This window comes from Paenibacillus sp. FSL M7-0420, from assembly GCF_038002345.1.
Lineage (GTDB): Bacteria > Bacillota > Bacilli > Paenibacillales > Paenibacillaceae > Paenibacillus_AQ.
The window spans coordinates 3413742-3437147 of record NZ_JBBOCJ010000001.1 but is presented as its reverse complement, the minus strand read 5'-3'; the positions used below and the strand labels follow the sequence as shown (position 1 = coordinate 3437147).

The 23406-nt window shown below is 53.9% G+C and carries 19 protein-coding genes; 1 reads left to right on the top strand and 18 read right to left on the bottom strand.

What is annotated here, in order from left to right; all coding sequences use genetic code 11:
* Positions 1-10 precede the first annotated feature (10 nt).
* The 6 genes from MKX51_RS14580 to MKX51_RS14555 all read right to left on the bottom strand — a co-directional run bounded on the left by MKX51_RS14580 (position 11) and on the right by MKX51_RS14555 (position 7479).
* The gene (locus MKX51_RS14580; protein WP_340992871.1) at positions 11-1714 is read right to left on the bottom strand and encodes a hypothetical protein; all 1704 of its coding nucleotides are present in this window, start codon (positions 1712-1714) and stop codon (positions 11-13) included.
* Between the two features lie 63 nt (positions 1715-1777).
* On the bottom strand, positions 1778-2674 hold the full coding sequence (locus tag MKX51_RS14575) for a carbohydrate ABC transporter permease (protein WP_340940843.1): 897 nt from the start codon (positions 2672-2674) through the stop codon (positions 1778-1780).
* 6 nt (positions 2675-2680) lie between these two features.
* Positions 2681-3574, bottom strand: coding sequence for an ABC transporter permease (locus tag MKX51_RS14570; protein WP_340940844.1), 894 nt, complete (start codon positions 3572-3574; stop codon positions 2681-2683).
* A gap of 237 nt (positions 3575-3811) precedes the next feature.
* The gene (locus MKX51_RS14565; protein WP_340992870.1) at positions 3812-4792 is read right to left on the bottom strand and encodes an aldo/keto reductase; all 981 of its coding nucleotides are present in this window, start codon (positions 4790-4792) and stop codon (positions 3812-3814) included.
* A 54-nt stretch (positions 4793-4846) separates the two neighbouring features.
* Positions 4847-6328 (bottom strand): Lsa family ABC-F type ribosomal protection protein, encoded by a 1482-nt coding sequence (locus tag MKX51_RS14560; RefSeq protein ID WP_340992869.1) that lies wholly within the window; start codon positions 6326-6328, stop codon positions 4847-4849.
* Between the two features lie 299 nt (positions 6329-6627).
* Positions 6628-7479, bottom strand: coding sequence for an HAD family hydrolase (locus MKX51_RS14555; protein ID WP_340992868.1), 852 nt, complete (start codon positions 7477-7479; stop codon positions 6628-6630).
* A 166-nt stretch (positions 7480-7645) separates the two neighbouring features.
* On the opposite strand from MKX51_RS14555, the gene MKX51_RS14550 reads away from it, so the two are divergent.
* On the top strand, positions 7646-8578 hold the full coding sequence (locus MKX51_RS14550) for a hypothetical protein (protein WP_340992867.1): 933 nt from the start codon (positions 7646-7648) through the stop codon (positions 8576-8578).
* A 412-nt stretch (positions 8579-8990) separates the two neighbouring features.
* On the opposite strand, the gene MKX51_RS14545 is transcribed toward MKX51_RS14550, so the two are convergent.
* The 12 genes from MKX51_RS14545 to MKX51_RS14490 form a co-directional block, all read right to left on the bottom strand.
* Positions 8991-10145 carry an amidohydrolase family protein gene (locus tag MKX51_RS14545; protein ID WP_340992866.1) on the bottom strand — a complete coding sequence of 385 codons (1155 nt, stop codon included), beginning with the start codon at positions 10143-10145 and terminating at the stop codon, positions 8991-8993.
* Entirely contained in the window at positions 10142-11206 is a 1065-nt protein-coding gene (locus MKX51_RS14540) for a pyridoxal-phosphate-dependent aminotransferase family protein (protein ID WP_340992865.1), read from the bottom strand. The genes MKX51_RS14545 and MKX51_RS14540 overlap by 4 nt, the downstream gene beginning before the upstream one ends.
* 25 nt (positions 11207-11231) lie before the next feature.
* On the bottom strand, positions 11232-11984 hold the full coding sequence (locus tag MKX51_RS14535) for an ABC transporter ATP-binding protein (protein ID WP_340992864.1): 753 nt from the start codon (positions 11982-11984) through the stop codon (positions 11232-11234).
* A complete protein-coding gene (locus MKX51_RS14530; protein WP_340992863.1) occupies positions 11975-12739 on the bottom strand; it encodes an ABC transporter ATP-binding protein in 765 nt (254 codons plus the stop codon). The genes MKX51_RS14535 and MKX51_RS14530 overlap by 10 nt, the downstream gene beginning before the upstream one ends.
* A complete protein-coding gene (locus tag MKX51_RS14525; RefSeq protein WP_340992862.1) occupies positions 12736-13605 on the bottom strand; it encodes an ABC transporter permease in 870 nt (289 codons plus the stop codon). The genes MKX51_RS14530 and MKX51_RS14525 overlap by 4 nt, the downstream gene beginning before the upstream one ends.
* On the bottom strand, positions 13602-14591 hold the full coding sequence (locus MKX51_RS14520; RefSeq protein WP_340940864.1) for an ABC transporter permease: 990 nt from the start codon (positions 14589-14591) through the stop codon (positions 13602-13604). The genes MKX51_RS14525 and MKX51_RS14520 overlap by 4 nt, the downstream gene beginning before the upstream one ends.
* Entirely contained in the window at positions 14588-16207 is a 1620-nt protein-coding gene (locus MKX51_RS14515; RefSeq protein ID WP_340992861.1) for an ABC transporter substrate-binding protein, read from the bottom strand. The genes MKX51_RS14520 and MKX51_RS14515 overlap by 4 nt, the downstream gene beginning before the upstream one ends.
* Positions 16208-16347: 140 nt before the next feature.
* Positions 16348-17475: an NAD(P)/FAD-dependent oxidoreductase gene (locus MKX51_RS14510; protein ID WP_340992860.1), complete on the bottom strand. Its 1128-nt coding sequence runs from the start codon at positions 17473-17475 to the stop codon at positions 16348-16350.
* Between the two features lie 51 nt (positions 17476-17526).
* Positions 17527-18267, bottom strand: coding sequence for an alpha/beta fold hydrolase (locus MKX51_RS14505; protein WP_340992859.1), 741 nt, complete (start codon positions 18265-18267; stop codon positions 17527-17529).
* A gap of 504 nt (positions 18268-18771) precedes the next feature.
* Positions 18772-19644, bottom strand: a complete 873-nt coding sequence (locus MKX51_RS14500) for an amidohydrolase family protein (RefSeq protein ID WP_340992858.1) — start codon at positions 19642-19644, stop codon at positions 18772-18774.
* Between the two features lie 20 nt (positions 19645-19664).
* Positions 19665-22784 (bottom strand): GNAT family N-acetyltransferase, encoded by a 3120-nt coding sequence (locus tag MKX51_RS14495; RefSeq protein ID WP_340992857.1) that lies wholly within the window; start codon positions 22782-22784, stop codon positions 19665-19667.
* Positions 22785-22910: 126 nt separating this feature from the next.
* Positions 22911-23405, bottom strand: a complete 495-nt coding sequence (locus MKX51_RS14490; RefSeq protein ID WP_036728489.1) for a DedA family protein — start codon at positions 23403-23405, stop codon at positions 22911-22913.
* Position 23406: the final 1 nt, after the last annotated feature.

Genomic DNA, 23406 nt, shown 5'->3' with positions numbered 1-23406 from the left:
CCGGTTTATTTTATTTCTGGCTGCCTGCATTCATTTCTTCCTCATATCTGCTTAGCCACTCGGCCTTGACTTCACTCCAATGTCCGCGTTTCTCCAGCGCTTCCTGGAACCCGTTCCACTCCGCCTCGAACTTGGCATCATCCCCCGCCATCAGCAGCTTAGCCCGGTATTCCTTGCGGATATTCTCCAGCTCCAGGGAGTATTTCTCCCATACCCCGCCCTGCTTAACCTCGATCAGATCATAAGGCTCTGCTACACGGATGGTCCCCATCTTCCCGATGGCTTCGGTGAACTGAATCGTCTTGGCTGCGCCTGCCTTGCCGCCGTCTTCTGTGTTCCACCACGGATACCACTTATTACTGTAGGAAGAGGTCATGTAGAGCTCCGGTGTGACTTTGGATTTCTGGGCGGCATCGCCGGAATTGCGTGCGGTCTTGTACGTCTCATCTGTAAATTTCCACTTGCCCAGCGGCTGGTCCACCCAGTCCCAGTACTTTCCTGCTGGCCCCTCGCTCATTACCTGCTGCTGTTCTGCCTTCGGCTGCAGGCTGTAATCCAGGAATTTCAGAATCGCCTCAAGATTCTTGGTCTTCTGGCTGATATAGACATCATACCCCGGATTCGGGTTCGTGACCTGGTTGATGCCCAGCTTCTCTACCCCTGCAACCTTCGGAAAAGGAATGACTTCATAGAACCAGCCTGGCTCCGTAGGGCCATCCAGCGTCTCCCAGGCTGTAGCGTTGATATTCCAGAAGCTGCCTGCATTCAATGCAACCCGGCCGGATTTGTTCTTCTCTATATACTGCTCTCCCTTATTGGTTACTACTTCCGGATCAATCAGCTTCTCCCGGTACAGCTTGTTCATCCATTGATAAGCGGCCTTATAATTAGGATTATCATAAGCGAAGAGAAATTCATCCCCTTGCTTCTGAATGCCATTGCCGCCGGTACTGACACCAAATGCGGTCAGCACCGCATTCTCGTCACTCCACCCGAGCGAATCATTAGTGTCCATAAGGAAGGACATGGGTAGCAGTGTTTTGCCGGAGGCGTCTTTCTGTTCAGCGGCTTTCTTCAGGAAGGCCTCAACCCCATCCAGTGTGGACAGATCGGCTCTAGTCATGCCCGTCTTCTCCAGCACATCCGTTCTGACGAACCAGCCCTGCGATGCCCAGCCTGGCCAAGGCGCCTCCGGGTTCTGGTCAAACCAGGTCGGAATCGACCAGATATGGCCGTCCTCGTCCTTCATTAGCTCCAGATACGGCTTCGGGATTGCCGCGAGTCCCGGATATTTATCCGGCATGTCGAAATATTGCTCCACTGGCAGCACCTGCTTGGAGCGCCGCATGGCGCTTTTCACCGTCTCGTTCCGGCTGAAGATCGCCGCATCCTCGAACCCGCCGGTATTGATCTTCAGGTTAAGCGCTGTCATCGCATCGCCCTGTGTGGCCTCCAGCTTGACATCCACCCCCGGCTCCTCTTCCCGCCAATACTTCTGCACCAGGCTGTCATTATTGATGGTTGCCGTCCAGCCAAGCCAGAGGTTGAAGCTGGTAGAACCGCTTGCCCCTTGGGTAGTTGCACTCTTATTTCCTGTACCGCTGTTGCTTGCCTTCGTATTTCCTCCGCCGGAATTGGAACCGGAACACCCGCTGACGATAGTCAGCAGCGCCGTCATGGCCAGAGCTGTAAGCCGGGCTTGTTTGATTGTCACTAGAATACTCCCCCTATATGGTTATTGTACAGTGAAATGGTTCTATAGCCATTAACTTAGAGATCAGCCCTTCACTGACCCCAGGAGAACACCTTTGACGAAATATTTCTGCAGGAACGGATACACACAGAGAATCGGAAGTGCACTGACCATCACGACAGACATTTTGATCGACATCAGCGTAATATTCTGTAGCTGCGAGCTGCGGGCCAGTGCCTCCTGATTGTTGTTGGAGCCGAGCACGGCCGACAGATCCTGTGCCGACAGCAGCTGCTGCAGGAAGGTCTGCACAGGAATCAAATTCTGTTTCGTGACGAAGAAGGCCCCGGCGAACCAGTCATTCCAGTGGCCCACTGCGGTGAACAGCCCCAGCGCAGCGAGCATTGGCTTCGATAACGGCACGATGATTTGCCATAGAATACGGACCGGTCCGGCCCCATCCAGCTCCGCCGACTCAACGAGCGCTTCCGGGATGCCCTGAATGAACTTCAGCATGACGAACATATTCCAGACGGAGAACAATCCCGGCAGAATATATACCCAGAACGTATTAATCAGGCCAAGACTATTGAGCTGGATGTAAAAGGGGACGAGTCCGCCGCTGAACAGCATTGTCAGCAGAATGTAGCTGAGAATCGTGCCGCGCAGCGGCAATCCCCGGTAGGAGAGGCCAAAGGCCACCAGCAGGGTGACCAGCAGCCCGCCAACCGTGCCAATTACCGTTCTGCCCACTGTAATGAGATAGGAATGCCTGATGGTCTCGTTGCCGAGCACAATCTCGTAATTAATCAGTGTGAAGCTGCGCGGCCAGAGATAGACCCCGCCTTTGGCTGCATCTGCACCGTCATTCAGCGATATCGCCAGCATGTAGAGGAACGGATACAGCACCGATACGCATAACAGGGATAGCAGTACAATAATGATGTATTCTGCTATTTTTTCACCTCGGCTTGCTTTCATGTGCCTTCACCACAGTCCTTCCCCGTTTAGTTTTCTGGATAGCTGATTGGTTGAGACGACCAGGATCAGGCTGATGAGCGAAGACAATAAACCTACTGCCGTCGCCATCCCGAAGTACCCCTGCTGTAAGCCGTTGCGGAGGATATACGTATCCAGCACATCGGCAACACTATGATTGGCAGAGTTCATGAGCGGATAAATCTGATCCATTCCCACTGTAATTAAGCTCGGAATACTCAGAATCAGCACAATGGAGATGGTTGGCATAATTCCGGGAAGGGTGATATGGCGGATCTGTGCCAGCTTGCCTGCACCTTCCACCTTCGCCGATTCATACAGCTGCGGATCAATGGTTGTAATGGCTGCCAGATAGAGAATGGTGTTCCAGCCGGTTTCTTTCCATAAGCCGCTGAAGACAATGATTGGACGGAACCACTCCGTCGAACCCAGGAAGAATACCGGATCTCCCCCCGCCTGCCCGATAAACTGATTGACCAGCCCGCCATCCAGCGTAAGGAAGGATTGCAGAATATAAGCAACAACGATCCAGGAGAAGAAATGCGGCAGATAGCTGACCGATTGGACGAAACGCTTGAATGCCGGCCGGGTCACTTCGTTGATCAGGAGCGCCAGCAGAATCGGGGCCGGGAAGCCGCAGATGAACTTCAGCACCGAAATGTACAGCGTATTCTGGACCACGGTCAGGAACTGCGGGTCTTCCAGGAACGTGAAGTTATCCAAGCCCGCCCAGGTGCTGTCCCAGATCGAGGTACCAATCTGAAAATCCTTGAAGGCGACCTGAATACCGGCCATGGGGATATAGCTGAACAGAAACAGCAGGACTACTCCGGGCAGGATCATCAGATATTGCCAGCGGTATTTGTAGAATTTGTTGTACAATTGTCTCCCCCCCTTGATACTTCTATCATAAAAGGAACTGCCTCCCCCGCCTATATAACAGCGGTTGGATATCTATCGTTCTGATTTGATCTTGTGAAGCGCTTACCAGCTGAGGCGTATTTGAGGGATACAGGCGGATATGGCAGAAGTGGCTATGCAGCAAAAAGCGCATGCCGGATGATACCGGCACGCGCTCAAGGGATGAAACTGATTCCGTTGTCTGCTGAATGGAAACTTTTAAAGCGCTCCAACGATGGCATGCGGGACGTAATGCTCTTCCAGCCGAGCAATTTCTTCAGCTGTCAGCTGAAGAGATAGCGCCCCTACCGCATCGGTAATATGCGACAGCTTCGTCGCCCCGATAATCGGCGCAGTTACCGGCTGTTTCTGCAGCAGCCAGGCCAGTGCAACATGGATGCGTGGAACTCCGCGCTCTGCTGCAATGGCAGCTACTTGCTCAACAATCAGACGGTCCTTATCGGCTGTAGCATCATATTTGGATCTCTGTACCTGATCCGTTTCCGAGCGCAGCGTAGATTCCGCCCAGTCCCGGGTCAACCGGCCGGAAGCCAGCGGGCTGTAGGGGATGACCGCGATGCCCTCTTCCTTACAGAGCGGCAGCATTTCACGTTCCTCTTCACGGTAGATGAGATTCAGATGATTCTGCATGGAGACGAACCGGGTCCAGCCGTTCTTGTCAGCAACATGCAGCGCCTTCTGGAACTGCCAGGCATACATGGCGGAAGCGCCAATGTAGCGGGCTTTTCCCGCCTTCACCACATCATGCAGGGCTTCCATTGTTTCTTCAATCGGCGTAGTATAATCCCAGCGGTGAATCTGGTACAGATCGACATAATCGGTGCCCAGCCGCTTCAGGCTGTGGTCGATCTCGCTCATAATCGCCTTGCGGGACAAGCCCCCGCCGTTCGGTCCGGTTCGCATAGGGAAGAATACTTTGGTGGCAATCACCACCTCATCCCTGGCAGTCATGTCCTTCAAAGCCCGTCCGAGCATTTCTTCACTCGTGCCGTCAGAATAGACATTGGCCGTATCAAAGAAATTAATGCCCAGGTCCAGTGCGGCACGGATCATCGTCCGGCTCTGCTCTTCATCCAGCACCCACGGATGCACCCAGCGCTTGGCATCGCCAAAGCTCATACAACCCAGACACAGTCTGGAGACATCAAGGCCGGTATTGCCCATTTTTGTATATTCCATTCACTTGTTCCCTGCTTTCCTGAATATAGTTTGTATTACGGATTTCTCTTGAGCTTAGTCTAGCAGAACCTGCTTCGTTGCGATATTCGCGCAGAATTCACGGTCATGCTCCACGAACAGGATGGTCGGCGTATATTCCAGCAGCAGCTCCTCGATCTGCATCCGGGAGATGACATCGATGAAGTTGAGCGGTTCATCCCAGATGTGCAGATGTACCTGCTCGCTGAGGCTGGCGGCAATCAGCACCTTTTTCTTCTGCCCGCCGCTGTATGTGGACAACTCCTTCTCGAATTGCAGCCGCGTGAAATCAAGCTTCCGCAGGATGGCCTTGAACAGGCTCTCGTCGATTCCCCGTTCTCTGGCATAATCGTTCAGGCTGCCCTGGAGGTGCGAGGTGTCCTGAGACACATAAGAGATAGCCAGCTGGCTGTCCCGCAGGAAGTGACCGGTATAGCTTATGTCCTCGCCGCAGATCAGCTTCAGAATACTTGATTTACCTGAGCCGTTGCTGCCGGAGAGGGATATCCGGTCCCCCTGTTCCAGAGCGAAGCTAACGCCGGAGCATACTGTTGTATCCCCATAGCGGATCGAGAGATCCTCCAGCTCCACCAATTGCTGCTTATGATAAGGAAGCTGTGCGATCTTCAGACTGTCTGCGCTCTCCAAGTTCCGCAGCAGCTTCGACTTCTCGGCGATGGCGGATTCCTGCCGCTGCTGAATCGACTTGGAACGCTTCATCATCTTGGCGGCCTTGTGGCCGACATAGCCCTTATCCAATTTGTTGCCGGAGCTTCGGGTGCCATTCTTGGATTTCTCGACTTCATGCGCCCAGCCGCCTGTTCTTTTGGCAGAGTCCGACAAGCGCTTGATGTCCTTCCGCAGCTTCTCATCCTCCGCCAGCTCGAACTGATCCTGTCTGGACTTGTTCTCCCACCAGCTGCTGAAATTGCCCTTCTGGATCTCAATATTGGTCTTGTTAATCGACAAGATATGGTCCACACAGTTATCGAGAAAAGCACGGTCATGCGACACCAGAATATACCCGCTCTTCGTACGCAGATAGTCACTGACCAGCTTCCGGCCCTTCGCATCCAGATGGTTCGTCGGTTCGTCAATGAGCAGGAACTGGTTCTCGCGCGCGAACAGAGCCGCCAGCAGCACCTTCGTCTGCTCCCCGTTCGACAGGGATTCAAACGGCCGGTACAGCGTATCCTCGGACACCCGCAGCAGCGACAGCTCTCGCATCAGCTTCCAGTGCTCCATCTCCGGGTCAATCTCCTGCATGACATCCACGGTCAGAGCCGCAGGGTCAGCCACCGCAAACGGGAAATACTCGAAGCCCACCTGTGCGGATATCGTCCCGCTGTATTCATATTTGCCGAGCAGCAGGTTCAGGAAGGTGGTTTTGCCGCGGCCGTTGCGTCCGGTGAAGCCCAGTTTCCAATCTGTATCCAGCTGAAAGCTCACATTCTCAAAAATATGTTCGTAAGTGCCCTCATAGGCAAAAGTCAGGTTGCTCACATTAATCAAAGACATACACGTATCCTCCTGTATTTACAAAAATAAAAGCTGCAAGAAGGTTCTCCTCCAGCAGCTCAAATAAACACAGCAAATCCCATACCCGGACACTTATCTCCAGGCGGACTTGAATAAGGATATTTGGACCAGAGTGAAAAGAGGCAGACCCTTCCTGCATATCAACCATAAATTGCGCGCCGCAAATAACGCTTGTTTATTGGTCACATTACGCAAGAAATGTCCGCACGATACTCTTCAACTCCCATCGCTTAATTAAGTGCATTTTAACACGAGTCTTTCCGGAGATCAACCCGCATTCAGATCAGTCCGTACTTCAGGAAGCAGTTATACAGTCCATCGTTCTCAATTGAATCGGTGATGTCATCAGCAATTGCTTTGAGCGGCTCGCGGGCATTGCCCATGGCAACCCCCACCTGGACATATTCCAGCATCTCCATATCATTCAGCCCGTCTCCAATCGCCATACTGTTCTCAAGCGGGATATTCAAATGATGCAGGACATCGGCAATAGCGGAAGCTTTATGAACGCCAGGCATCATTAGCTCCCCGCTGTTCTCTCCGAAGATCGGGATGGAGCACTGAATCGCCGTGAACCGGTCCTGCAATTCCTCCTGAATCTGATCAAAGGGCAGACTGCTCTCCAAGAAGCATACTTTGTTGACATCATCCAGATATAATTCCTCGTCCCCATAAGTAAGTGTTGCGATATAGGGATGGGGCGACAGCCGTTTTCTCTCCTGCGCCTCGGGGTCATTCAGCAAGTCGCCATAGATTCTGCGTTCCAGATGAGGCTGTAAATGGCGGCTGCCGTGAAGCGCCGTATTGGATTCCAGAATGAAATCGACCCCGTTCGCGTTAAAATAATCGATCAAATGCTTCGCATCCTCCGGGGTCACTTTTTTATGATAAAGCATTTCGCCACGGCTCTCCACATATCCGCCGGCCGCTCCAATCAACCCGTCGAACCCGATCTCCCAGATATAATCATAGATTTCAGCCTTGGAGCGTCCGGTGCACAGGTACAGCAAATGCCCGTTCTTCCGTGCCTGCTGGCATGCCTGCACTGCCGATTCCGGGACTATTCCATTCTCCATGAGAAGCGTTCCGTCAATATCTATGAAAATAATCTTGCTGCTGGTCTGATTCATATCCTCTTCTCCCCTTTGTCTAGTCTTCCACTGAACTATAGGTTATGAAATGCGTTCCAAGTCAAGCGTTATTTCATAAGAGCCGCCCGATTCATTCATTCCGGGTCTGTCTAAATAGATAAGATAGCGCATCATAGCAAGCATTTTATCCCGCAGGAGGTACATGATGAGAACTATTCCACATTCTCTAAAAAAAACAGCAAGAGCGGTGCTGCTCGGTACAGCGCTGACTCTGGCAGGCGGCACAGTGTTTGCAGGTGCACAGCCGGTGGCTGCGGCATCCACAGCGGATGCCCAGGCGGTCTATAACCAGTTCCGCAAATATGTAAGCAATCCCGCCAGCCAGGCTCAAGCACGCAAATATCTTATGAACCATATCTCCAAAGTTGGCTCCTGGTACGGCACGGTCATGACCCTTCAACTGGAGAATGCCCAGAAGGCCGGGTTAGAACGGTTCTCCGAAAAGCTCTATAGTGATTCTGTGCAAAAGGCTCTGTTCGATGCCCAAATTAACAACGATATGACCTATACGGAGATCCTGAAGCGGGTGAAGCAGCCTGCCGTCCGCAAGCTCATTGAAGAGGTCTGGGATAAAGGCTATAAGCTGGAGACCAGCGAAGGTATGTATTATGCAGTTATGCATTATGAAGGATTCAAGGTATTCAAGCCCTATATCAGCAAGGATATCGCCGCTTATATTGATATCATGGCCACGGAGAGCAACATGCCGTCGACCTTCGACGCAGGTATCGTGATCACTTGGGATGAGCTGATCGGCAGAGCGGCCATTATGAGTGATTATGTCCAGGACTACCCGAAGTCGAACCGGACAGCGGCCATCCGCAATGAAATGTCCTATACCGTTCCCTTAGTGCTGCTCGGCTCGGACAATACACCTGCCTACGATTATGACACTATGGAACTGGACCCTGAGCTGCGCAAAGCCTACGAACAGGTTCTGATGGAGGGGCCAGGCGACAATAAGGTGCTGAACATTCTGTCCAAGCTGGTGCCGCTGCTCGACGCTGCCGGGAATAAGAAGACACCTGAGGTAGAGGCTTACCTGGATCAGGTGGTTAAGCAGTATACGGAGCTGTGAATGGTTACAATTTGAACTGAATGATGCTGGCGGGTGAAAAGCTGGGAGGCTCAGCGGGGCACAATGTGATCGGTTTTTCGATTAGACTTAGCTCACGTGCCCTCCAGCGCTCCATTGTGATCGGTTTTTCGATTACATTGGGCCACACGCCTATGCTGCGCCCTAATGTAGTCGGTTTTTCGATTCCATTCGGCCACATGCCAGCGTAGCGCCCTAATGTAGTCGGTTTTTCGATTACATTCGGCCACACGCCTACGTTGCGCCCTAATGTAGTCGGTTTTTCGATTACATTTGGACCACACGCCTAAGTTGCCCCCCAATGTTATCGGTTTTTCGCATACATTCAGCCTAGGGCCATCAGAACGCAAGAAGGCTGTCCTTCATCAGAAAGGACAGCCTCTTTGCACATCCGTTACAGCAAATCCTCTTCCTGCGCGCCGGTAATGACCGTAACAATGCTTGTGCGCAGTTGATCCGCATTTTTGGCCTGATACGGATCGGCGGCGTAGATTACGGCATCGGCAATATAGCCTTCCGCAATCCGGCCCAGCTCATGGCCGCTTCCGAGAATCCCCGCCGCGTCTTCTGTAGCCGACCGCCACGCTTCCGCGCGGCTCAGTCCATAGTCCAGCAGGGTGTCGAATTCCTGCAGGTTGTAGCCATGCAGCGCAGGCGTAGCGTAATCGGTGCCTAAGCCCAGCCGCACCCCTGCCTCTCTGGCATAACCAAGCGCGACGGCGTGAGCATCGGCGGCCCGGGCTGCGCGTTCACAGATGAGCGGACTTAGCGCGAGCACTCCCTTCGGATCGGCGGCGATCCGGTAGATGGAAGTGGTCGGCACGTAAGCTACGCCGGATTCGGCCAGTCTCCCGGCCTGATCCCAGGTCATGAACATCCCGTGCTCAATAGATTCCACACCGGCCTGAATGGACCAGTCAATCGTCACCCCGCCCCAGGTATGCACCAATACCTTCTTCCCGTTCGCATGGGCATGACGGACGATGAAGGCGAAATCCTCCCCGGAGAAGTTCGGCTCCGTAACCTGCTCGGTAGGTGCGCCAAGACCGCCGGTTGCCATGATTTTGACCCAGCCTGCCCCGGTCGCGTAGATATCCGTCAGGCGCTTCTCCAGATGCTTGATCCCCTTGGCATCGGCGGCTCCCAGCATTTCACTGCTGGTCTCCACGCGCAGCGGCTGCTGGTAATACTTCACGAGATGCCGGATCGTGGCAGGCAGAATACCGCCGGCGTCGCGGGCTGTTGTTACCCCCGTCCGCAAGGTAGCGGCGAAGGCCTCCGCCTGCATCACCTCAATCTCTCGGGGGTCCCGGCGGAGCTGATCCTCATGGTCGAAGTCGGTCCAGGCCAGATGGGTGTGCAGATCCAGAATGCCCGGACTGATCCATAGCTGCTGCTGCCGGGAGCCTTCTGCCTGTTCAGGTTGCGGACCCGCTTCTGCCACGGCGGTGAACCGCCCGTTCGTAATCTCGATATCGAAGCGTTTCCCCTGGATACCTGCAATATGGATTCCAGTGTATGCCTGAAATTGCGGCTGCTTAAGGATCATTCCGCTTCCCCCCAGACCTGGCGGACGGCCTGCACTGCCGGTTCAGCTTCCAGCTTCAGCAGTCTGGCTAGCGTCTGCACCGCCGCTTCGACACTCTCGCGGCTGGCATTCGTTCCGAAATGATTGACCCGCAGCAATTGACCGAATAATTCCCCGTCCCCGGGAGCTACGATACCGACAGGCTGCTTAATCAGCAGCAGCGGCTGCTCGTCAATCCGAACAGTGGTAGTCAGTGTAGAGTAATGTCTGCTGTCCTTCTGCCAAGGTGCAAGCCCAAGCTCCGAGATCCCGGCGACAGCAGAGGCCGCTGCCCGTTCATGCCGCTTGATGACCTGGGACAGGCCCTCCTCGGCAACAGCCTCCAGGGCTTCAATCAGGGCTCTGGCTTCCAGGACCGGGATGTTCGGCGGGACTCTACGCTGCGCTGCTCCATCCGGGGACGGCTGCAGATCGAGCAAGGACAGAATGGAATTGCGCGGAGCCCGTTCGTTCGACTCCAGGAAGGCCCAGCCGCGGGGAGAAATACTGACCGCGCTGATTCCGTTAGGACCGGCGAGCGCTTTTTGCGCACCCATTACAGCGAAATCCACAGCCCACTGATCCACAGAAAGCGCCTCTCCCCCGACAGCAGACACGGAATCCGTTACGGTAATCAGGTCATGCCTCCGGGCCAGCTTGAAGATCTCCTCCGCAGGGTTCGAGCCGCCTGTAACTACCTCTGCCTGCACCAAAGAAATCGCAACCGGCTGATGCAGCTCAATCGCTGCGGCCACCTCCTCTACCGTAACCACCTGGTCGAAGGGAACCTTCACTTCCTTAACGGTGGCCCCGCCGCGCGTAAGCCACTCGCCGAACAAGCTGCCGTAAGGTCCGGTCACTATGTTCAGAATCGTACGTCCCGGCGCAGCAATTCCTGCCGCAACCGCCTCAATGCCTAGAATCGCCTCCCCCGGAATGATTACCGGAGGATGCTGGGTCCCGAATAGCCGGGACAGCTGCTGTGTTAATGTATCCAGCTCAGATAGCGTGAGTGGTACGAATCCTGTATTTTGACGGTTCATATAATCCTCCTGATGTGTTGAATGTTCAATATTGCGGCATCTTGGGAACCGCAGACAATAGCTCACGGCTGTATTCATGTCCCGGCCGGACGAAGAATTCATCCTTCGAATTCACCTCGACCAGCTGGCCCTGACGCATCACAGCGACGGTATCGCTGACGGCATGAATGACTCCCAGATCATGGGAGATGAACAGCATCGTAAGATTAAGCTCGGCTTGCAGCGTATGGAATAGCTCCAGCACGCTGCGCTGCACTGAGACATCCAGTGCGCTGGTGGGCTCATCGGCGATCAGCAGGGTAGGCTCCACGCTAAGCGCGCGGGCAATGGCGATCCGCTGGCGCTGGCCGCCGGAGAATTCATACGGATATCTGTCCAGCGACTTGGCATCCAGCTGCACCCGGCTAAGCAGCTCCTTACTTCTGCGCTCCACCTGCGAACGCTCTACAATCCGGTGGAACAACAAGGCTTCCGCCAGAATCTGCCTGACGGTATGCCGGGGATTCAGCGAAGAATCCGGGTTCTGGAAAATCATCTGAATCTGCTTATGCTGTGCCTTGCTCCGCTTCCTGCCTAAGAGCTCCGCACCCAGCAGAAGCTGTCCTTCATCTGGAGTGATCAGTCCGGCAATGACCCGGGCCAGCGTAGACTTCCCTGAGCCGGACTCACCGACAAGCCCCAGCGTGGTATGCTGCGCAAGCTCCAGCCGGATCTGATCAAGGGCGGTGAACCCGCCATAACGGACAGTTACATCCTGCACCTGTAGTGCTACTTCCATGAGATCCCGCCTCCTTCCAGCTCCGGCAGAGGGAGCACCGAATCCATTAGCATCTGTGTATAAGCCTCAGCCGGATGACGCAGCAGGCTATGTGTCTCGCCTTGCTCAATGATCCGGCCCTGCTTCATTACAACCAGTCTGGAGCAGAGATTGGCGGCAATCGCCAGGTTGTGGGTCACGAAGACCATAGCGAAGCCCAGCTCCTGCTGCAGACTTGTAATCGTATCTATAATCTGGCGCTGAACCGTCACATCCAGCGCCGTAGTCGGCTCATCGCAGAGCAGAATGCCCGGCTTGCAGGCCAGCGCCAGAGCAATGACCACACGCTGGCACTGGCCGCCGGAGAGCTGGCCCGGGTAGCGGTCTTTTGTCTTCAGCGAAGCTGGCAGACCGAGCCGTTCAAGCAGCTCCAGGGCAATGCGCCGCGCAGCCTTCAGACTGGTTCTTTGTCTGTAATAGACAACCTCGGTCAGCTGCTTCACTACCAGACAGAGCGGGTCCAATGCTCCTCTGGGGTCCTGGAACACCATGGCACTGCTTACCTTGCTGCGGACCGCTCCGCCGGTCTGCTCCACACCGCGCGGAAGCAGGCCGAGAATGGCCCGCAGCGTCAGCGATTTGCCGGAGCCGGATTCGCCTACCAGACCGAGGCTTTCGCCGCGTTCAAGGGAGAAGCTGACGCTGTTCACCAGGATTTCTTTGGAGAGAGCCGCGAGTGTCAACGCTTCAAGTTCAAGTACAGGTTGTGTTGTCATCCTTTTCTCCTCCAGATATCGGCCAGTCCGTCTCCCAGGAGAGACAATGCAATTCCCGTATACACGACTGCGAAGCCGGGAACCGCCGACAGCCACCAGGCTGTGGTAATGAAGGGCTGTCCGTCTGCAATCATCGTTCCCCAATCAGGCGTAGGCGGGGCAATACCGATACCCAGATAACCCAGCGTAACGATGGCTACCAGGAGTCCGATCATATCGGTCATCAGCACGACAACGGCTTGCGGTAATACATTCGGCAGAAGATGGCGCAGAAGGATGCGGGTTCCGGGCAGACCAAGCGTCTGCGCCGAGGCAATCCATTCCTGCTTCCGGAAGGATGCGCTGAGTCCTCTGACCACACGGGCGAATACAATCCAGCCTACGAGAATAAAGGTAATATAGATTCCGCGCTCCCCTGCCCCGCTGGCGAAGGCCACGATAATGACAATCAGATAGAACGGGAAGGCAATAAAAGTGTCTGTGATCAGCGATATAATTCTATCGGTCCATTTGCCATAGTACCCCGAGATCATGCCCAGCATGACGCCCGTGCAGAACGGAATAATCTCAGCCAGCACCATGATCGTCAGATCCGTCCGGGCGGCATAGACCAGTCTGGTGAATAAATCCCGGCCAAGCTGGTCAGTACCCAGCCAATGGGCTGCGGAGGGTGGCTGCAGGAAGGCGCTCAGATTCTGCTCCGTCGGATTGTAGGGACTTAAGTAAGGGACGAATATGGCGAGCAGTATAAGTATAGCGAACATAATGATCCCGATCAGCAAGGACGGGGTGTGAAGTACTCTTCGGAGTCCGCTTGCGGGCTTCCCGAGGTCCGGTAAGGTTGAGTCTATCTGTGTAGTATTCATGATTTCCCCTTCGTTCTGGGATCAAGCCACCCGGAGATGATTTCGATCAGCAGACTGATGATCACAACAGCCAGCGCACAATAGAGCGCAATCCCCTGAATCACCGGAAAATCCCTGTTTGAGATGGAGGTGAACAGCAGGCTGCCGATGCCCTTGATACCAAAAACCTGCTCCACAACGAGCGTTCCCCCGATCAGGTAGGACACATTCACTCCAAGCAGCATTAGGGTCGGCAATGCCGAATTGCGCAGCACATGCTTGAACAGGATCACCCTGGACGGAATTCCTGCTGCCCGGAGAGTGACAACGAATTCGGATTCGAGCACCTCCAGCATTTGCGCACGCAACGAGCGGACCAGCGTAGGAATCTGTGAAAAAGCAATCGTGACCGCCGGAAGCACCAGACTATGGAGCGTACCCGACCAGCCCTCGCCGATTCCACCTACGGGGAACCAGCCCAGCCGCACGCTAAAGAACAGAATGAACAGAATGCCAACCCAGAAGACCGGCATCCCCAGGGTGATTGCTGGAATAATGCGGATGAGATGGTCTAGCAGCTTGTCCTTGTTGGTGGCAGCAACCGTTGCCAGCAGCAGTGCTGTAATCATCGCAAGCCCCGAGGCAATTACAATCAGCAACAAGGTGACCGGAGCACGCTCTGCAATCAGCTCTCTGGACGAGGTGCCCGCGATAATAGAGTTTCCGGTATCTCCCTGAGTGAACAGCAGCTTCACGAACCGGGTGAACTGATCCCATAAGGAGAGATCCAGTCCCAGCGTGTGGTGCATATTCTTAAGCGCTTCAGGTGTGCTGTATTCACCGAGAATCATTTTGGCGGGGTCGCCGGGTACTATTCGAATCAGGAAAAAGACCGCCGTCATTACGCAGAGGATAACAAGTAAGGCTCTTACAAGGGCTAGGGCCAGCCACTTGTAAGAACCGTTGTTTCCAGCTGCACCCCTCAGGGTTAGCCTGGATTTCATCATTTAGATAGTCGGACATCTTCCAGACGGATGCTGCCGTTAGGCAGAACCACAAGTCCGTCAACTGAAGAACGGGCGCCGATCAGGATATCAGGATAGTACAGCGGGATGTAAGGAACTTCATCGGCAAGCGTCTGTAAAAGCTCGGTGTAGATGGTAGCCCGTCCTTCACCGTCTGCTGTCTTCTGGCCTTCATATAGCAGCTTGGTTACCTTCTCATTCGTGTAATGCGTCCAATACGATTTGCTGAAGCCTTCCGGGTCGGTCTGGAACGCCAGAATCGAGTTCGCTTCCGGGGAATCCGCCTGACCGCTGTTCAGCATCGCCGCGAAATCATAAGCGAAGAAGCGTTCACGGAAGGTGGCCAGCTCCACCGATTCAATCTCAATCTTGATCCCGATTGCCTGGCCGGCTGCCTGGATAATCTGGGCTTCCTGGGCCCGGGTGCTGTTGCCCGAAGCCACCAGCAGCTTGGTGGAGAATCCGTCAGGGAAGGCCGATTTGGCCAGCTCTGCCTTGGCAGCCGCCGGATCGAAGCTCAGTGCCTTGATCTTGTCATTGGCATTGTAAGGGATCGTTGACGGCAGCAGCGAAGTCGCCGTCTGCGCATAGCCGAAGGTCAGGGCCTTGGTCAGTCCCTCACGGTCAAGCGCCAGTGCCAGTGCCCGGCGGACATGCACATCGGAGAAATGCTTATCCAGTGTATTGAAGAAGAGCTGCTCTGTCACCCAGCTGCCGTTCGTTACCACTGTTGTGTCTGCACCATCCTTAATCTCACCCGCATTCTGTAGCGACAGGGCTTCAACTGCATTCACTGCTCCCGCCTTAAGCTGGTTGATGGCTTGGCTGTCGTCCTGGATCAGCTTATAGACAAGCTTGTCGATATAAGGCTGGCCTTCCTTCCAGTAGTTGGTATTCTTGGTGAAGGTGACATCACCTGCCGGGTCCCAGGTCTCAATCACGAACGGCCCGGTGCCTACCGGCTTCTTGAAGAATTCCTCTTCGGTCACTCCGCCGAAGTTATTCGGGATGAGCCCGTTCGAGAAGTTCGACAACTCCGAGATGAACGGAGTATAGGGTTCTTTCAGCGTGATTACCAGTGTCTTCTCATCCTGTGCCTTCACCGTATCAACCTTGGCCGAGATGGCCAGTGGACCGCCAACCTTCAGATGCCGCTGGAGGGAGAATACCGCATCCTCTGCCGTCACCGGCGTGCCGTTCGAGAACTTCAGGCCATCGCGCAGCACGAACGTATAAGTTAAGCCGTCTTCGCTGATCGTATGCGAGGCTGCGAGCTGATCCGTAATTTCACCCTTGCTGTCAAAAGCAACCAGTGACTCAAACACTTTATCAATCGCAAATGCGTTATTCGATGTAATCTGGTTATGCAGATCAAACGACGTTACGGAAGCCGGGCGGCCATACACGAAGGTGCCTCCAGTTGCAGGCTCTGCTGTGCTTGCACTTTCCGTTGCGGCTGGAGCCGTACTGGCCTGAGCCCCATTACTGGAATCCGCAGGATTGGCAGACCCGGAGCAGCCGGCAAGCAGCGATACGAATAGTACCGCAAGTGTGCCCAGCCCTGCTGTTTTTCTCATAGAAGCTTTTAAATTAATCACGTGTGATCCACCCTTCCTATAAATCATATATGTTTAGTATGGATTGTATTATGGATCAGACCTTCACTTCTGTCAAACAAAAATTCATCCGGCAAGCCGAATTAAATCATAATGTTCCAATGAAGGAAATGTATTCGTAATCATCCGCCCGCTATGGCTCTCTGAAGGCTATAATCGTCCAGCTCCAGATCAGACTCCCTGCCGAGTGCCAGCTTCGCCAGCTGATAACCGATATACGGCCCCATTGTAAGTCCAGAAGCCCCCAGACCATTGGCCGCAAGGACTCCGCTCCACCCGGGGACAGCCCCTAGGACCGGCAGAAATCCCGGAGTGAACGGACGGAAGCCGACTCTCACTTCACTATAGGTACCATCCGCCAGTCCAGGCGCCACTTCCAGTCCTTTAGTTAGAATCTCCTGCAGCCCTCCGGCGGTCACTCTTGTATTATATCCTTCTATGTCATTCTCATGAGTAGCTCCGATCACAATCTGCTGCCGGGCAAAAGCGAGCAGGTACTGATCGCTTGGCGGGATCACCACCGGCCAGACTTCCGTATCCTTGTGGTCAGATACCTGCAAATGCATGATTTGCCCCTTCTGGTAGCTCACCTTGAAGTCCATGCCCAGCGGCCGGAGCAGCGGGTTCGCCCATGCGCCTGCACAGATAATCACTTCATCCGCCGGATAATAGTGTCCCCCTGCGTTGATTCCGGTTACCCGGCCCGGTTCAAAAGCAAGCGCAGCGTCATCAGTAACCAGGACCGCGCCCTGCTGCTGTGCAGAATGAAGCAGAGCGTCCCGCAAGGCGCGGCCATCTACCCTGGCAGCACCGCTGATATGAACCGAGGCGTATCCTTCCGCCAGCAGCGGGAACCGTTCACGGGTCTCCTGAGCGTTAAGCCGCGTGATGACTCCGATCTCCGGGGCATCCGCCAGTCGCATCCGTGCCCGCTCTTCTATTCTGTCGAGCTTGCTCTCATCCGTATGTATACTAAGCGCTCCAACCCGGGCATAACCGGTGTTCGCTTCTCCGCCTTGCTCCAGCTGCTGAATCAGCTCAGGGTAGAACCGTGCCCCCGCCTTCGCCAGCCGGTACCAGGCCTGATTGCGCCGCTGCGACAGCCAGGGACAGATAATGCCTGCCGCTGCATCCGTAGCTTGTCCAGGGTCTTGACGGTCTATAATCAGCACCTCTGCCCCCATCACTGACAGCTGGTAGGCAGCCGATGCCCCAAGAATCCCTGCTCCGATTACGATGACTTTCTTCATCTGTACGCCCTTTCTGGATGTGTATATCTCCTTGTGTTAGTGGATAGGGTTTTATGCAAGGAATTCAAGAATCGTATCGTTCACCAGGATGGGCTGTTCCCTTAGCATATGCGGGCGGTGACCCGCTCCCTGAACGATCAGTGTCCTTGCATCCGTAAGGAGGGAAGCGAGCTTCACCGTTCTATCCTCTCCCGCGAACGGGTCATGCTCACCTGTAATGAGCAGTGCCGGGCAGGTTATACTGGTCAATTGTTCCTCCGTGAGATCCGGGTACCTGATCCAGTCCTGCACCGTTTGCCGCAGATAGTATTGCCAATTCCCCTGATGGGCCTCCTGATGCCTCTCGATCATCTGATTAATGAAGGCTTGCTGCTGATTCACCAGCAGCTGTTCAGGCTCGTATTCTCCGGCTCCAGCCGGTTCACAGAATCCGCTGGTTCCAATCGTAGTAAGCGTAGCAATCCGTCCCGGATGATTCACCGCCAGGTACAGCCCTACGCCTGCTCCCATACTGTATCCAATAAGATGTGCCCGTTCAATATCCATCCTATCCATGAATCCGGCTACATCCTCAGCAATTTGGGGAGTAGACCAGTCCAGATTCCGGCATCTGGTCCTTCCATGCCCTCTCAGATCCGGGAAGCAACAACTGTATTGGTTCTGGAAGTCCAGAACCTGGCTGCTAAAGGCCAGCATGCTGCGGGAATAATGACTGTGCAGGAAGATCACCGGTTCTCCGGTGCCCATCTGTTCATAGAACATTTCAAGATCATGTACCTGTATGTATGGCATGATACCTCTCCCTCTGTGAATGTAAAAAGACCATTACCGGACCTTTACGAGCCAGCTTCTTATTTGCACAGTAGTCATTCGGATGCTGGGCACTTGAATGATAGTAACTGCATTTTATACATTAGAATGCTTTAAAAAAGACTTTAAAATAGCATCTATTGTATTCAGTGCAATAGAATATTGTAAAAAGGCCATTTTTCACCCAAAACTCAACATTCCACTGTATGAAATACAATAGAATCTCATTTTACGGTCAGCTATGCCTTTTCTAATGCAGGAAATACAATCAGCTACTTAAATTTAAGAGTAGAAGTCGGTAACGGGTGTAGTACCTGCCCAGTGTCAGCCCCCAATATCAACTCGATGTTCATGCTCAGACTTTAACACGCTACTCACAGCTTACCACAGGTCGTCCATCAGAAGTAGTAACCCGCCCCGCTTACCCGCGCAACAAACTAAAAACCCCCGGAATACCATTCCGGGGGAAGTCTGCAGCCCATCTCACTATAGATTCAGTTCTCTGATCCGCTCCGCAAGCTTAGGGAACACGCGGAGTGCGTTGTTATAAAAGACGTCTTCATGATAAGCCTCCGGCACCAGGTGCTTCACGAAAGTAATATAAGCATCCAGAGGGACCAGCGGCCAGTCGGTGCCGAAGACCAGCCGGTCGTATTTCTCGGCGAACACCAGCGCCCGGCGGAAATGATCGGTATAGGTCTGCTCGGTCAGCAGCCGGTCCACCTTGGCCTGATCGCCGACAATCCAGCCGGACAAATCCGTGTAGAGGTTAGGGTTCTTCTCCAGCAGGGCTGCGGTGTCCATCACCCAAGGATCGCCCAGGTGGCAGAGCATGAAAGTAATCTCCCGGTGCTTCAGGAAGGTCTCTTCCATGGACAGCGGATGGGAATACTTCAGCAATCCCTGGTCTGCGTAAGTCAATCCGCCATGAATGACCACCGGGAGTCCGTAAGCGGCAGCCAGCTTGTAGACCGGATCATAAATTTCATCCCCCACATTGAAGTGGTAATACCCGGCATACAGCTTGATGCCAACGACATCCGTCCGCTGCAATGATTGCTCCAGTGCTTCAAGCTGTCCCTCCAGATGAAGGGTGAGCGGGTTAATGCCCACGCAGGTGAACAGATTGTCCGGCAGGGTCTCGCTCAGGTCAAGCAGCATAGGATTGAGGGCAGCGGAATCGGGAAAAGCTCCGGCAACCGTCTCAGTCACTCCCATACCGACTCCGGCAATTACACCGCTGCGGCGGAACTCCTCCAGGAGTCCCTTGCCGGTATAATCGATATGAGCCAAGGTCTGCGCCGTTTCGTGGAAGGCTGCAATATTGGAATAGTGCACATGTGCGTCAATGATTTTCATAGAAGCTTCCTTTCTCTGACTCACTTCTTGAACCGGATCGACAGCAGATCGCCATAAGCCTGATCAGGTACCTGGAGATCTGAGATCAGATAGAATTGCGGCTTGCTGAATTGCTCCTTGCCATCCTGCAGATGCAGGTATTCCTCCGTATATGACAATATTGCATCTGCATTCACCATAAGCGAGGGAGAGGAATGCTCAGGTGCTGCAATTAACGTCAAGCGTTGCTTCCGCTCCTCAGAACCCAGTTGCAGAAGACCGTTAGAACTTTTAGCTCCTGACTGTACTTTGCCTGCCTTATATACCAGTTGTTCACCTCTGCTGTTCTTGAGGTACCCTCTACCGTCCTTGATGTCAGAAGCAGCCTGATAGAAGGTTGAAGTCTCCAGCTGCAACGGGCATAGCGGACCGCCTGTGTTCTGCTCCACATGTACTGTAGAAGCAAGCACCGGAACGCCCGGCAGCAGCATGAAATACTGATGCAGTACGAGTCCTTTGTATTTATCATTCTTCTGAATGGTTACGCTCATCCGTATCCCCGACCAGCGGTTTCCCTTGTTATCGGTCAACTCCGCGAAATCAGCCGTTAACGGCTCCTCCATGAAGCTGCGTAAGGCGATTTCTTCCACACTGGTTACGATACCACCCACCCAAGGATTCCACCAGGATTTCGCAACCGGCTGCGGAAAAGAAGATTCAAGCCATTCCTCGCCCTGATGGGCAAGCGAGAACAATCCCGGCGCGAAGTCAGGGCTGGCCTGTATCCGCAGAATGCCGTTGTCCACAGCCAGTACCTGTGCTCCTTCTGCTACAAGTCTCTCCTGCCGGACAGGTTCATCCGCGACCGGCAAGACCAGGAAGGATTGATCCTGCACATAACTGTCCATATCCAGATGCAGGGTCAGCACATCCGGGGCTGCTCCTGCTGGCACAGTCAGCGGCAGAGCCGCTTCTCTGAGCTTCGCTTCCTCATGTACTGATAGCCGCGCTTCCGCCATGCTGCCTGCATCGGAAGAGAGCCGAATCTCACCCGCCAGATAGCTCTTCTTCTGGTCCTTAAGTAAAAGCATAGCCTCTCCGCTTATAAACGGATTCCCGTTATTCAAGCTCAGTTCCAGCTGTTCTGTAGCGGCCAGTTCATCAGCGTTCTTGTTGCCGCTTTGCAGCGCATAGGCCCGGAAATCCTGCCAATGGTCCCAGGTGCCCAGCGCGATCCGCAGCGGCGGCGTCTCCTTACGCCCGCCGGCGGGAATCCGCCCCAGAGAATGCTCTACGGCATGCATCCACGAGTCCTGAATCAGCTTAAGCTCTGACGGCCAGCTAATCCCTCTGGAGAAGCCTTCATCGTCAGCGAACATCCAGTTCTCCGTGAAATCCTTCGCTTCCCAGTAATCCATGCCGGAGGCTTCAGGCCCTGTGCTCAGATCTATATATTTGCCGCGGTAAGGGATGACGCCGCCATTCAGACCGAAGCGGAAGCTATCCTTCAGGAACAGCTCTTCCTCCTGAACGGTAGCCTGCGGATTGTCGATTCGGAAATAACGGGAGACAATCCCGTTGCCGAACAGCTTCACAACCATTGTCAGTAGCAAGCCTTCTCTGATGCCGGCCTCATAAGTGGCCTCAAGCACGATAGCCTCTTGATCCCTGGAGATCTTCACATCCAGCGCCGTGAATTTCTTGAATTCATTCGTATAAGGCAAGCCCAGCTTAGGATAAGGCAGGTTCATCAGATATTTACGGTTCTGGAAAAAAGTAAGCCAGTGGTTTGTTTTGTTTAGAACGGCCGAATAGCGGCCATTGCTGATGATCCAGTCCTTGTCGGTCGGACCGCCGAAGGCCGTCTCTGCTCCGGAGAAGACCAGGCTCAGCTCCTGTTCCAGTATAGCTGAATCGGCTCCTTCTTCTGCACTGCGGATACTCACCGTATGGTGCCAAATGCCATACCCGAGCAGCCGGGCCGCTGCGGTGACGGTTCTCCGGCTCTTTGCCGGAACCTCTACGGTGTAACGCTTTTGACTGAACGACAGAATCTCATCCTCGGGCAGCTCAAAGCTGAACACGGTGTCTGTGCTGTACTCATTCTCTACCGTTACATCCAGCTCTACCTCTTCGCCCGCGAAAAGCGTTCTGTCCGGTACCTGGAGCTTCACCTTGACCGGGAACTTCGGTTTAATGCCCAGCTTGAATACGGCAGGAAGACCGTTAATGAGCAGTTCAGCCTCCACCACAGGGTGGGTCTGATAGAGATCCTGCTCCTCCTTCACCGGATGGATGAAGAAGCGGCCTTCGATCCGCGCCTGGGATTCAATTGTCTGAGCAGCGTCCAGCTCCATGCGGATTTGCGCATTGCTTTTACCGCTAATCTGGAGCGACAGGGGCTTCCCGCTTTTATTAACAGCTTCATATACGACGGGGTATTCCGCTCCGAACGGCAGCTCATGCTGCGCAGGAATCGTTACCTGTATCCGGTAATCCTCCGTCTCAATGAGGCGCAGGCCACGGCCGGTCCGCTCATATTCCATTTTCAGAGACAAGCCGTCCTTCAGCCATTCATATGTAAAATAGTCAAAGCCGTTTTCCCCATGACCGTCAGGCTCCACCTTGATCTCGCGGATGCTGTCATTATACCAGTCTATCTTTTCGAAATAAGACTTCACCGCTCCGGTCTGAAGCACCGAGGGAATGAAGTTCATCAGGTGAGTGGTGTCATCCCGGTTTTCCCAGAAGAACCCGCTTTTCTTGTAAGTAGGCACTGCCTTGACATTACCGGGCCAAGTATAAAGATCCAGCCGCGGCCAGCCCAGCTTAATTGTCTCTTCGATCGAACGCCTTACCAGCGCCTTGCCTACCTTGCGTCCATGATAATCTGGTCTCACGTTGAGCAGAGCGATATAGAGCGCCCCGGTATCTTCTTTATAATGGGAGAAGCTGCAGTATCCGATGACCTCTGAGCCGCTTACCGCCAGGAATAACTTGAGCATCGGGCTGTTCTCGTGTTCCCGCAGCACGCTTTCCTCTGTCCGGTACGCTCCGTCTCCGCCCCAGCTCTCTGCACTTCTGTTCCACATCTCGGCAATGGAAGCAGCGTGCCTCTCCGGCACATATTCTTCAATAACTATCTCTTGTAATTCGGACATTACAGTCATACCTCCTCAGAAACGCTATAATTCCTAGCTTCATAGCCATAAATACTACTTGCAGTATATAACAGAACGTTCAGCCGCTGTAAGTTCCTGTTTGATTATAAAAGATTATTACTTAACTCAAGCAAAGGTTAGCCTCGAACCGATCAGATAGCCAATCGAGACAAACAGGAGTGACCAGATAAAGGCACCGGCCAGGGTGACCATTAAATATTTTCGGAAGGACATGGCGCTGATGCCCGAGATGTAGCTGGTCACATGCCGGATGCCCGGAACAAAATAAGCGATGAAGATCGTCCAGTTGCCGAACCGGAAAAACCAGCGTTTGACATAGGCGAACCGTTTGGGCGTCAGGCCTACCCATTTCCCGTACCGGTCCACGACAGGCTGCCCCACTCTGAGACCGATGGTATAGCTGATCAGCATGCCTGTAATCGAGCCTATGAAACAGACCAGAACCGAAAGCGAGAAATCCAGCACCATGGTAGAGGATAGATAGCCAACGAACAGCGTCAGCAGCTCATCGGGAACGGGAAGTCCGACAAGCCCCAGCGCCAGCAGCGCGAATATAGCTATATAACCGTATTGTGAGATCATCTCGATGACCCATGGCATG

Bases quoted from the DNA above. Each gene is read 5' to 3' on its own strand.
- MKX51_RS14535 (WP_340992864.1), bottom strand. From the start codon at position 11,984: ATGGAAGTAGCACTACAGGTGCAGGATGTAACTGTCCGTTATGGCGGG.
- MKX51_RS14530 (WP_340992863.1), bottom strand. From the start codon at position 12,739: ATGACAACACAACCTGTACTTGAACTTGAAGCGTTGACACTCGCGGCT.
- MKX51_RS14545 (WP_340992866.1), bottom strand. From the start codon at position 10,145: ATGATCCTTAAGCAGCCGCAATTTCAGGCATACACTGGAATCCATATT.
- MKX51_RS14525 (WP_340992862.1), bottom strand. From the start codon at position 13,605: ATGAATACTACACAGATAGACTCAACCTTACCGGACCTCGGGAAGCCC.
- MKX51_RS14520 (WP_340940864.1), bottom strand. From the start codon at position 14,591: ATGATGAAATCCAGGCTAACCCTGAGGGGTGCAGCTGGAAACAACGGT.
- MKX51_RS14540 (WP_340992865.1), bottom strand. From the start codon at position 11,206: ATGAACCGTCAAAATACAGGATTCGTACCACTCACGCTATCTGAGCTG.
- MKX51_RS14560 (WP_340992869.1), bottom strand. From the start codon at position 6,328: ATGTCTTTGATTAATGTGAGCAACCTGACTTTTGCCTATGAGGGCACT.
- MKX51_RS14495 (WP_340992857.1), bottom strand. From the start codon at position 22,784: ATGTCCGAATTACAAGAGATAGTTATTGAAGAATATGTGCCGGAGAGG.
- MKX51_RS14510 (WP_340992860.1), bottom strand. From the start codon at position 17,475: ATGAAGAAAGTCATCGTAATCGGAGCAGGGATTCTTGGGGCATCGGCT.
- MKX51_RS14505 (WP_340992859.1), bottom strand. From the start codon at position 18,267: ATGCCATACATACAGGTACATGATCTTGAAATGTTCTATGAACAGATG.
- MKX51_RS14490 (WP_036728489.1), bottom strand. From the start codon at position 23,405: ATGCCATGGGTCATCGAGATGATCTCACAATACGGTTATATAGCTATA.
- MKX51_RS14550 (WP_340992867.1), top strand. From the start codon at position 7,646: ATGAGAACTATTCCACATTCTCTAAAAAAAACAGCAAGAGCGGTGCTG.
- MKX51_RS14500 (WP_340992858.1), bottom strand. From the start codon at position 19,644: ATGAAAATCATTGACGCACATGTGCACTATTCCAATATTGCAGCCTTC.
- MKX51_RS14565 (WP_340992870.1), bottom strand. From the start codon at position 4,792: ATGGAATATACAAAAATGGGCAATACCGGCCTTGATGTCTCCAGACTG.
- MKX51_RS14555 (WP_340992868.1), bottom strand. From the start codon at position 7,479: ATGAATCAGACCAGCAGCAAGATTATTTTCATAGATATTGACGGAACG.
- MKX51_RS14575 (WP_340940843.1), bottom strand. From the start codon at position 2,674: ATGAAAGCAAGCCGAGGTGAAAAAATAGCAGAATACATCATTATTGTA.